General features: G+C 36.1%; 7 protein-coding genes. 2 read left to right on the top strand and 5 right to left on the bottom strand.

Features of this window, described 5'->3' with window-relative positions:
* The 5 genes from ABDJ41_RS10610 to ABDJ41_RS10590 all read right to left on the bottom strand — a co-directional run bounded on the left by ABDJ41_RS10610 (position 1) and on the right by ABDJ41_RS10590 (position 8,244).
* Positions 1–1,779, bottom strand: coding sequence for a RagB/SusD family nutrient uptake outer membrane protein (locus ABDJ41_RS10610; RefSeq protein ID WP_349785976.1), 1,779 nt, complete (start codon positions 1,777–1,779; stop codon positions 1–3).
* Between the two features lie 21 nt (positions 1,780–1,800).
* Positions 1,801–5,286 carry a TonB-dependent receptor gene (locus tag ABDJ41_RS10605; RefSeq protein WP_349785975.1) on the bottom strand — a complete coding sequence of 1,162 codons (3,486 nt, stop codon included), beginning with the start codon at positions 5,284–5,286 and terminating at the stop codon, positions 1,801–1,803.
* Positions 5,287–5,580: 294 nt separating this feature from the next.
* Positions 5,581–6,714: a FecR family protein gene (locus ABDJ41_RS10600; RefSeq protein WP_349785974.1), complete on the bottom strand. Its 1,134-nt coding sequence runs from the start codon at positions 6,712–6,714 to the stop codon at positions 5,581–5,583.
* Between the two features lie 70 nt (positions 6,715–6,784).
* Positions 6,785–7,357, bottom strand: coding sequence for an RNA polymerase sigma factor (locus ABDJ41_RS10595; RefSeq protein ID WP_349785973.1), 573 nt, complete (start codon positions 7,355–7,357; stop codon positions 6,785–6,787).
* A 260-nt stretch (positions 7,358–7,617) separates the two neighbouring features.
* Entirely contained in the window at positions 7,618–8,244 is a 627-nt protein-coding gene (locus ABDJ41_RS10590; protein ID WP_349785972.1) for a tetratricopeptide repeat protein, read from the bottom strand.
* A 262-nt stretch (positions 8,245–8,506) separates the two neighbouring features.
* Here ABDJ41_RS10590 and lon point away from each other — a divergent pair, with 262 nt between their 5' ends.
* Both lon and ABDJ41_RS10580 read left to right on the top strand, forming a co-directional pair.
* Positions 8,507–10,981, top strand: coding sequence for an endopeptidase La (lon, locus tag ABDJ41_RS10585; RefSeq protein ID WP_349785971.1), 2,475 nt, complete (start codon positions 8,507–8,509; stop codon positions 10,979–10,981).
* Between the two features lie 109 nt (positions 10,982–11,090).
* Entirely contained in the window at positions 11,091–12,038 is a 948-nt protein-coding gene (locus ABDJ41_RS10580) for a lipid A deacylase LpxR family protein (RefSeq protein ID WP_349785970.1), read from the top strand.
* Positions 12,039–12,061: the final 23 nt, after the last annotated feature.

Below are 12,061 nucleotides of genomic sequence, written 5' to 3'. Positions count from 1 at the left end.
TTAAGGAGTTAATGGCAACCAGCCTGGGTTTTGTTTAACGTTTTCTCCACTTAACACTACCTGGTCTAAAGGAATAGGATAAAAATATCTTCTTTCGTCAAATACCTTAGTTACATTACTTAGCCATAACAAATTACCTTTTGTTCCTTCAGTCAATTGTGATGAGCCTCCGTTAATGATGTAGTAAACAACACCTGAAACAGGGTTTGATGGTCTTGCTGTTACAAATGAAACATCTGGTTTTCCATCACTATTAAGATCCATAGTAGTATTCATTGCTGGCACATACATTCCTTTAAATGGTTTTTGTAATAAGTTTCCTGCTTTCCAACGAATCAAATCGTAGTACCTGAAACCTTCAGCAACTAATTCAATTGCACGTTCCTTGCGGATTTCAATAATTGCTGAATTAGTGATACCCGGAAAAAACTCCTGCTGATAATAAGTATCCATACTCGCTGGCATAACAGCATTGGTAATCCCACCACGCTGACGGAGTAAACGAATACTCTTATCCCATTCAGCAGATGTAAATTCACCCAACTCTGCTTTTGCCTCAGCATAATTCAGCAACACCTCTGCATAACGTATCACAGGAATTGAGTTATAGCTTTCTGCCTTTCCATCCAGACCAGAATCATCCAGAGTATATTTTATAGGTTGATAACCTGTATAAGAATAACCAAAATCAGTAGCAGCAAGTGTACCATTACTTCTGGCATAGTTACCCATTCTGATCGTTTGTTCCAGTCTTCTGTCTCTATTCTGTGTTTCCTGCATAAAGTTCATAGTTGCATATCCTGGTTGTTCGGTAAATCTTCCACCATTCAGCATCTGATAAGAGTTAATAAAATCTTTCGTCAGACTCCATCTTGAACCATATGTAGCACTCGTAAACCACCAGTTTGAGGAATGCCATCTTCTTAAAGTATTGTTATAAACTACAGCAAGCATTACTTCATCCGTAACTGGATTTTCACTAACAAATAGTGTTCTGTAATCCTTAGCAGGATTATTGGTATTATAAACCTTGTACATACCACTAATCATTACTTTATCTGCCGCATCAGCTGCTTCCCTTAAAAAGTCATTCGCAGTACTACTAAGTTGAAGTTGAGGATGGTATCTTCTCATAGTTCCCTCAAACAAACATATCCTTGATTTCAATGCCAGAGCAACATTCCTTGTAATACGTGATGAAGAAGTATTTTTAGCAACACGAATATTCGTACAAGCAAAATTGAGATCAGCAAGAACAGAGTCCATCACTAATTTGCGAGGATCACGAGCTTTATAAAGGTCAGGATCTGTATCACTTAATGTTTTGCTGTACCAAGGCACATCCCCGAACTTTTTAACCATATTGTAATAGAACCAGGCTCTAAAAAGACGAGCTAAACCTCCGTAATGATTTCTTGCTTCCTGACTGATAGATGGATTGTTATAATTTTCAAGGAAATAATTAATATTTCTTAAGGGTCCCCAGTCCCATCCCGAAGCTTGATTTGAATCGAAACCACTTTGCAGATAAGTAGACACATTATTTACTGCTCCTAAATCAGAAAGATTATCACTTGTAAAATCGTGTTTATAAATCTGATCTGCCTGTGGAAATATTTGTGAAGCGTTGTAAAATGAGTTGGTATATAACTCTAAACCCTTTTCTGTGTTGAAAACTGTTTCAGGAGTCATTTTGTCGACCGGCTTAAGGTCAAATATTTTCTTACAACCCCATAAACAAGGAAGCAAGAGGAAAAGCATATATATTTTTTTCATCATGTTTTGATTTTATGGTTATTACTATAGAGTTATATCGATTCCGAATGTGAAATTTTTAAGCATCGGATAACGGTATCCGTCGCCATTATTTGCATTAATATCTGGGTCTGCTTTTTCTATAACCTCAGGGTCAAAGTTTTTAGTGATTTTATACATTGGAGAGTAAGTCCATAAATTCTGACCATTCACAAAAACTCTGGCACCGGAGATACTTGCTTTTGCAAGCCATGCTTTTGGTAAGTTATAAGCAATAGTTACGTTTTTAAGTCTGACATAGCTGGCATCCTGTAAATATCTGGTTTGAGTATTGCGCAGAGTACCATTTGTATTTTGTGCAAGGTATCCTCTGTATCTCGGGTAATAAGCATCCGGATTATCTGGTGTCCAGTAGTTGCCTATTATATGTTGCGGAAGAAATCCATATGGACGGTTATACTGTCCCCAGAAATAACCAGCTTCAGTACTTGGCCACCAATCTCTTTTACCAACTCCCTGAACAAACGCATCAAATGAAAAGTTGTTCCAGGTTAAGCCCAGATTTACACCATAAGTATACCTGGCCTGATCGTTTCCAATAATCGACCTATCGCCTGGATCAGTTACAGTATTCTTCCCATCATTAATAACTCCATCTCCATTACGATCTAAAAACTTGATATCTCCTGGCAAGTAATTGTTTCCTTGAGAAGTTCTGATATAGCTTTGATTAGCATGGTTCCTGATATCCTCTATATTTTGAAAAAGTCCTTCTGTAGTATATCCCCATATTTCGCCTAATCTCATTCCCTTATAATAACCTTCACCTCCCAGACTCATTGTAGGGTTATTGAATTTTGTGATATAAGACGACTGATCAGACAATACAAAACGAAGATTATATCCTATTGGCTTACTGGTATTGATCTTATCAGCCCAACCCAGCGTAAGTTCCCATCCTTTTGTTTCCAGATCTGCATTATTACCTTTAGGGACTGTAGCACCAAAAGTCCTTGGCAATGGTTGTAGAGGCGTAAACATATCTGTAGTTTGTCTGCTATACCAGTCAAATACAAACGTGAAGCGATTTTTAAATAGATTTAAATCTACACCAAGATCCAGTGTTGTTGAGGTTTCCCAGGTTAATGTCGTCGGCAATACATCTGGCTGGCCAATTTGTGAAGGAAATACACCATCCAGAATCATACCTGATTTAGATGTCCCCATAGTCGTTAAGAACAAATAATCTCTGATATCTCCATTGGCAAGACTTCCATAAGAAGCTCTTACTTTGAAGTTATCTACCCAATTTTTTAATGGCTTCATAAAAGCTTCTTCAGAAACTCTCCAACCTGCAGAAGCAGAAGGGAAGAATCCAAAACGTTGATCAGCAGGGAAACGGGATGAACCGTCATAACGTCCATTAAACTCAAATAAATACCTATTGTCGTAAATGTAATTGAACCTGTAGAAAGCACCGAAGATACCCCAGTCTCTACCTCCACCTGTCGTTGTATAATTTAGTCCATCCATTAAACTAAAGTCCGGAAGTTCAGGATTCAATAGACCATCGCGTCGTAAACGGTTATTTCTGGTTGATGAATATTCGACATTATAGCCAATCATCCCTTTGATATAATGTTTGTTGATTTCCTTTTTATAATCAACATATACATTATTAGAATAATACTGCTCATCAACACGGTATTTCTCCAGATAATTGTTACCTGCTGTTTCGATAACACCAGGAGAGTTACTATAAGCAACAGGATAAAGCTGTGTCTGTTGTTTATTGTTACGCTTCATGAAAGTAAAATCTGCATTGATATTTAAGTTATTATCCAGCAGGTTTGCTTTTAATCCAACAGTATTCCTCAACATATTCTCACCTTCTTTTTTGTTGCTGTTACCGGTTTTAAAGTCACCCACTGTAAATGCAGCATGCTGAGTTAAGCTTCCGTCAGGGTTATACATGACAGCCATAGGAAAACCCTGATCCGCTAAATTTCTTAAAATATGATTGTTATAAATTGAATTTCTAGGCTCTTTATAATCAAAAGCAGAAAAATCAAGGTTATTGGTCAGTTTCAACCAATTGTTGATCTTAACATCCACTTTCGCTCTAAAGTTGTATTTATTAAAATCATCCGGATTATATCTATAAATCCCATTTTGCTTAAAATAGCGTCCCGAGATATAATAGTTGAGTTTTTCAGTTCCGCTAGACAAACTGATGTTTTGTTCTGTGCCCGGAGATGTATTTCTGTAAAGCTCATTTAACCAATTGGTGCTTCCAAAATAACGATATCTTCCATTAGATGGGTTAATATCTATTTCTGGTAGTCCGAGTTCAGGATTTTCAGTTCTCTTGCGAAAATCATCCAGATAATCTAAATTAAATGGAAATGCATTATTTACACCAGTTGGCGTTGAGGTATAATCATTGTAGGCTTGAAATGATTCCAGGAACATTTTTGCCCAGGTATAACCATCCCAAACCATCTCGGGTTTTGCCGTTTGCTGATTGAGGGTATAGCTGCTATTGAAACGAATCTTTACTTTACCTTCTTTAGATGATTTTGTAGTAATTAAAACAACTCCAAAAGCTCCCCTGGCGCCGTATATAGCTGCAGAGGCCGCATCTTTAAGGACAGTTACATTTTCAATATCATTAGGGTTTAACAAATCCGGATCCCCTGGAATTCCATCAATTAATATCAAGGCACCACCACCACTACGGTCCGTTTCATTGCTAATTGTTGTTGTTCCACGAACATTAAAAGTAGCACCTCTTGTTGGTTTACCATCCGCCATACGGATATTAAGATTAGGAATTGTTCCTTGCAATCCTCTTGTTACATTGGGCATCGGTCTGTTTTCAAATACCTCTGCTCCTACCTGGTCAATTGCTCCGGTAAGATTTACTTTCTTTTGTACACCATAACCAACAACTACAAGCTGTTCCAGTTGTTGCAGCTCAGGCGTTAATTTAACATTTATGGTTTTGCGACCTTTAACAGGCTCTTCAACTGCAATATAACCAATGAAAGAAATCTGTAACATGGCATTTTCCGGAACATCAGTAAGGGTATAATTACCATCTGAATTGGTTGATGTCACTCTGGTGCTTCCTTTAACTTTAATACTTGCTCCGGGAAGAGGACCATTATTTTCATCGGTTACCCTACCTGTTATTGTTATAGTAGCTTTATTAAGTACATTATGCACTAAACTCTGTTCTACTTTCCTAATAACTACCGTATTATCTTTGACTGTAAAGTTTAGACGTTGTTTATTAAGTACTTGTGCCAATACAGTTCTCAGTTCTGCATTTTTAAAATTCACATCAACAGGAGTTGTATTCTCCAGCTGTTGAGATTTCCAGACCACATTATATCCGGTTTGTTTTTTTATCTCTTTAAATAGCTCCTTAAGACTTATATTGTCTTTTTGCAGGCTTATCTTTTGCGCATAAGTGCTTGCACTTACCTGCATAATCAGTGTTAAAAGCAAAATGGTTGTTATTTTCATAACCAATAGCATTTTGTTCGGCAGCCGCATATGCAGACAGCCTAAGTTAAAAGTATAATTTTTCATAACTTTGAACCAAGTTTGGGTTAATACATCATTATATTCATCAATAATTCAATCCGTTAGGATTAGGGTTAACTCAAACAATTTACGTGTCCTGACTGCGAATCAGGACGCGTTTGTTTTTGACCCTTTTTGATTGGGAGGGGCTATGTAAATTTCTCTGCGCTCATATAATTTTAATTTTCGGTTTTTTTAAATTTGGTTATAAAATGATTTGTTTAGTTACAATGATCAGTTGGTCACAATAATTGTTCTATGCTGAATTTTGAAATGTATGCCACCTGTAAGCTCTAATTTTTCAAGTACTTTCGATACATTTTCAAATCTGGAAACAGATCCTCCAAAACGGTCTGCCCGATTAACTCCTCTATACTCTACATCAACATCATACCATCTGGAGATTTGTCGCATGATGCTTTCCAATGGTTCATCATTAAATAAAAACTCTCCATTTTTCCACGCTATAGCATCTTCTGCATTAACCTGCTGTACACTTAGTGATTTTTCATTCAAGATACCTTGTTCATCAGGTTTCAGAATTGCCCTTTCTGAAGATTTAAGGTTTAATATGCTAACAGACCCAGTTAATAAGGTGGTAGAGGCTTTAGTTTCATCCTTATAATTATTAACATTAAAATGAGTACCCAATACAGTAACCTCTTGTCGGTCTGTTTTTATCCTGAATGGTTTCAATTTATTTTTTGCAACTTCAAAATACCCCTCCCCACTAAGTTCTACTCTACGCTCGTTTTTCCCAAAGTTTACAGGATATGTAAGCATTGAAGCTGCATTTAACCACACTTTAGTTCCATCAGGCAAAAGGACTTGATATTGTCCCCCATTAGGGGTTTCAATAGTATTAAAAGCAGAAACGCCTCCATTTATCCCTGAATTTGCAACCTTATAAATTAATTGTCCATCATCAGTTTTTGTTATGGTAACTCCTTCTTGTTTTGCAAGTGTTCCATTTTCTGCTTCTGTTAAAGAAATCCGTTTGCCATTTGCCAATGTAAGATATGCTTTATTTCCTCCAGGTGTAATTTCATTGGACAAGAGAGCCATTGTATCATTTTTCTGAGTTTTATTAAGGTTGTAAAAATAAAAACCAATTGACAGCACAGCAAATAGAGAGGCGGCTACGGTAATCAATGGCCATAATCTTAAACGCTTACTTTCTTCCGGGGCCTGAGGAAGGGCATTCCAAATACCTGCAAGGTTTGCTTCCAATTCCTCATCCGTGATTTCAGCTTTACCAATAGATGCCTCATGATTATACCAGCTTTCCAAAAGAGCTAATTCCTCTTTAGTAATCGTACCATTTTCATATTTTTCAAGCAGTATAATTGCTTCTTTACTTTTCATCATTGCCAATAGATTACTTTCTAATGGTAAGACGAATGAAATTGAACCTGGTATAAGATTAAAATACTTTTTTTTAAAAGAATGGAATTCCGGCCAGAAGAGTAGTGATTTTAGGTCGCAGGATTTTTAGCGCATTATTGATTTGTTTTTTAACAGTATGGTCAGAAATATTAAGCTGTTCAGCTATTTCGCGATGAGTCAGTTCCTGATTGCGACTCATTTCAAATATCTCTTTCATTTTTTTTGGCAGAGCAGACACTTCTCGTTCGATCAATCTTGTCAATTCATTTAACCTTACTTGCTGTTCTGTATGAGGTACAGCTGCCTGAATATATTCCTGAATTGATGCTATATAATTTGTTACAAATTTATTGCGTGCAATATGGTCTAATATTCTATTTCGTACCGAACTATACAAATAAGAGGAAAGCTTATCTGTTATTAATATTTTCTCTCTTTTAATCCATAAATTAAGAAATAGCTCATGAATAATATCATTAACTTCTTCTGTATTATTCAATACTCTTAATGCATGCTTGTACAGTACACCTTTATATCTATGGTATATTTCTGTATAAGCCTTATGACATCCTTTTTGTAAAAGGGAAACCAATTCGGCATCAGTAAATTTTGAATATGTTTCCATGCTTAACTGAATTACAGTGAAGAACTGTAACTTAAAAATGTCCAATATATAAAAAAAAACTTTTGGGCATAGCTGCGACCATTAACAGTGCAAATATATACCCTTAATATTAAGCCTGCGTTAATAATAATTGGGCGACCTAATAAAGCACAGGGTTTTTCATAGAACAGTTATTGTCTGGCTAATATACCCTTTTAAAAAAAACACCCAATATTAACATTAATTAATAATGAGTGCTTAAAAGTCCAATCGATTCATTTTTATTTCAGACTTGTGATCTGAGCTTTAACATAATCGATTAATGAAAGTATATCTTTACGTTGTGGTTGAACAACTAACACTTTTTGAAAATCTGCGATGGAGTTATTAAACAAAGCAATACAAGCAGCTTTTTCTGATTTCGTTTTTATTTTATAAGATTTATAGATCGCATAATCTTTATATGCCAATGCTCGGTTTTGTAACAATTGAGTATCCTCTTCTCCATTGATCTCAATTGCTTTGTTAAAGTCTTTAATTGCTGCCTGATAAAAATTATCACGCATATTATTTAAAGATTCCTTTGGATCGTTAGCTACATTTTGTCTGGCCTTACCTCTGTAATAATAAGCAGAGTAATCAGAGGGTTTTAAGACAATTAATCGGCTATATGCATCTATAGAATTTTCGAAATCACCACATTGAAAATATGAATATCCTAACATTTTCAACACATTGGCATTATTAGGATTTTTAGTATCTGCCTTTTCAAGCTGATTTACAGCACCTTTATAATCGCCCTTCATCATCGCTTGCATGCCAAGTTTATCATACCCGCTATTTTGAGCAAAAGTAGCGCTGGCAGAAAAAACAAATAACAATAAGATCGTTTGCTTGAAATAGTTCATTAATTTCTATTTAAAATAAATATATTTAAAAGGTTTGATATAGGCAACTATCGTACCATATGCAAATATCTAACTAAAACGTCAAATAATACAAATTATGATTTTTAAATTAATTAATTATTGACGCATGACTTTTTTACAGAGAAAAGCAGTCATTTCCTTTTTGGCACAGGAGTTGAAAATACCAGTATATAACACAATTAATAATTTTTAAGCGACATGCTGTCAAAGTGTCGTTTTTTATTTTAGAAAGACTTATTTAATGAGTAAACGAGATCAATTCGATTTTAGCAACGCACTACCTATCATAAACGAAGACACTGAATTCTTTCCATTAATGTCCCAGCAAGATGAAGATGAAATGAATAATGAGGACACGCCAGAGATTTTACCAATTCTACCGTTAAGGAACACTGTATTATTTCCGGGAGTAGTAATCCCAATTACAGTTGGAAGAGATAAATCAATAAAACTGATAAAAGAAGCATACAAGGGAGACCGTATTATTGGTGTAGTTTCACAACGTGATGTCTCTATAGAAGATCCCACTTTTGATGAATTGAACAGTGTTGGTACTGTTGCTCACATTATAAAGATGTTACAAATGCCTGATGGCAATACTACGGTAATTATTCAGGGCAAGCAGCGTTTCCGTTTATTGGAAGAGGTACAGTCTGAGCCGTACATTAAGGTAACTATTAGCAAGTTTGAGGAATCAAAACATAAGATTGACAAAGAATTTAAGGCCTTAGTAGCTTCTATTAAGGAAATGTCGAGCCAGATCATTCAATTGTCGCCAAATATTCCAAGTGAAGCAGGTATTGCACTTAAAAATATAGAAAGCACTTCTTTTTTAATCAACTTCATCTCTTCTAACATGAATGCTGATGTTGCGGATAAGCAAAAGATGCTGGAAATGACCAATCTTAGAGAGCGTGCCATGATGGTTATGGAACTGCTTACTCTTGAACTACAGATGCTGGAACTTAAAAACCAGATTCAATCTAAGGTTCGCGTAGATCTGGACAAGCAACAAAGAGACTATTTCTTAAACCAACAGCTAAAAACAATTCAGGAAGAATTAGGTGGTAACTCTTCTGACCTGGAGTATGAGGCTTTGGATACTCGTTCTAAAAAGAAAAAATGGGATGTTCGGGTTGCAGAACATTTTAACAAAGAACTGGAAAAGCTAGGTCGCATGAATCCCGCAGCTCCTGATTATTCTGTACAGATTAATTACCTGGAACTGTTACTGGATTTACCATGGAATGAGTTTACAAAAGACAACTTTGACCTGAAACGTGCGCAACGTGTATTAGATAAAGATCATTTTGGCCTGGAAAAAGTTAAACAGCGTATTATAGAATATCTTGCTGTACTGAAGCTTAAACGAGATATGAAAGCGCCTATCCTTTGTCTTGTAGGCCCTCCAGGGGTGGGAAAAACATCACTTGGTAAATCTATTGCAAAAGCGCTTAACCGCAAATATGTTAGGATGGCTTTAGGGGGTATTAAAGATGAAGCGGAAATCCGTGGGCATCGAAAAACATATATAGGTGCTATGCCGGGCCGCATCATTCAATCCATTAAAAAAGCAGGTGCAGCTAATCCTGTATTTGTTCTGGATGAAATTGACAAGGTGGGTTCTGATTTTAGGGGAGATCCTTCTTCTGCTTTGCTTGAAGTACTTGATCCTGAGCAAAACAATGCTTTTAATGATCACTATGTAGAGGCCGATTATAACCTTTCTAATGTTTTATTTATTGCTACAGCAAACTCCCTAAGCTCTATACATCCGGCATTATTAGACCGTATGGAGATTATTGAAGTAAATGGTTACACCATAGAGGAGAAAATAGAAATTGCTAAAAAGTACTTGTTGCCAAGACAAAAAGAGCAACATGGTATAAAAACAAAGGACATTAATCTTAAAAGTTCGCTGATTGAAAAAGTAATTGAAGATTATACCAGGGAATCTGGCGTACGTGGACTGGAGAAGAAGATTGGTTCATTAGTCCGCGGAGTAGCTACTAAAATTGCAATGGAGGAAAGTTATGATCCAAATCTTAACTCAGAGGATGTTGAACGTATTTTAGGTGCACCAATCTACGATAAGGATTTGTACGAGGGAAATGAAGTTGCTGGTGTAGTAACCGGATTAGCCTGGACACAAGTTGGCGGGGATATTCTTTTTATTGAAGCTAGTCTAAGCCCGGGTAAAGGAAAGTTAACCCTTACAGGAAATCTGGGTGAGGTTATGAAAGAATCTGCGATTATAGCCCTGGCTTATTTACGTGCACACGCTGACATTTTTGGCATTGCGTATGAACTGTTTGATCAATTTGATGTACATGTGCATGTTCCGGCAGGCGCCACTCCTAAGGATGGACCTTCAGCGGGTATAACTATGCTTACGGCTTTAACTTCAGCATTCACGCAACGTAAAGTAAAATCTAACCTGGCTATGACGGGTGAGATTACACTTAGAGGTAAAGTATTACCAGTAGGCGGAATAAAAGAGAAAATTCTGGCTGCCAAACGTGCCAACATAAAAGATATTATTTTATGTAAATCAAATCGTAAGGATATTCTGGAAATCAAGGAAAGCTATATCAAGGATCTTAATTTCCATTATGTTTCTGAAATGAAAGAGGTAATAGAACTTGCTTTAACGAAAGAAAAAGTAAAAAACCCTCAGAATCTAAGCATTAAATTAAATCCAGCTAAGGCTGTTTAACCAATTATCATACGAATGATGTTAAAAAGGAGGCTCTATCACGATATAGCCTCCTTTTTCTTTTAAACTTATTCTAATTCTAATAACTTTACTGCAAACCTAAAAACGGATGAAACACCTACTCATTGCCTTATTATTCTCTACATTCAGCATCAGTGCTTTTAGCCAGACTTATAAAAATGAATTTGGCTTCCGAAGTGATAATGATTCCTATCTGGCACAGGGTTCTGACAGGTATTATACTAATGGTTTATTTATTCATTTTAGAAGAGCGTTAAATCAGCAGGATTTAAAAGAAGGTTTGGAAAAAAAGACTTATGAAATTACTGTAGGACAGGAAATATATAATGCTTATTCAGGGTATGCTCCAGATCCTGCAAAACAGGATCGTCCATTTGCAGGCTATTTATATGCAGGTGGAGCATTAAGTTGGTTTTACTCCAATGAAAGCATTTTAAAAACAAGTGTAGAAATAGGTACTACTGGTCCAAATTCACTTGCTGAAGATGGCCAGGAATTATTACATAATACTGTAGGTTTTTATACCCTTGAAGGCTGGGATTACCAGATAAAAAATGCTTTAGCTATAAATTTATCGGCCCAATATACCAGGCTATTGCACCGCGCCTCTAATAAGGCGATAGATTTCTCTTTTGAGGGATATGCCAATGTAGGAACAACATTTAGTGGTGCTGGAGCCGGCATTCTTTTCAGAGCAGGTGGCCTAAACCAACTTTTTAATTCCGCATATACAAATGCTGTAATTGGCAATAACCCAAAAACGAAAGCCCTGGTAAAAAGAGAAGTTTTCTTTTATGCTAAACCTCAAATCAACCTTGTTGCTTATGATGCGACTATACAGGGTAATATGTTTAATGATAATGACCCGATCACTTTTGGAGCAAAACCATTAGTCTTTGCCCAACAAATTGGCTTCAATTATAGTTCACAACGCTTTACATTTGATTTTGGAATGATCTTTAAAACCAAAGAAGTTAAAAGCACAGCTAAAGCACATCAATACGGTTCTATAAGTATGTTTTACAGATTTAATTAAAAAACAGACCTGTTTATTATTAC

Origin of the sequence: Pedobacter sp. ASV1-7 (genome assembly GCF_040203335.1) — a bacterium.
Lineage (GTDB): Bacteria > Bacteroidota > Bacteroidia > Sphingobacteriales > Sphingobacteriaceae > Pedobacter.
Note: the sequence above shows the minus strand (reverse complement) of the source record. Positions and strands in the feature narration are given on the sequence as shown.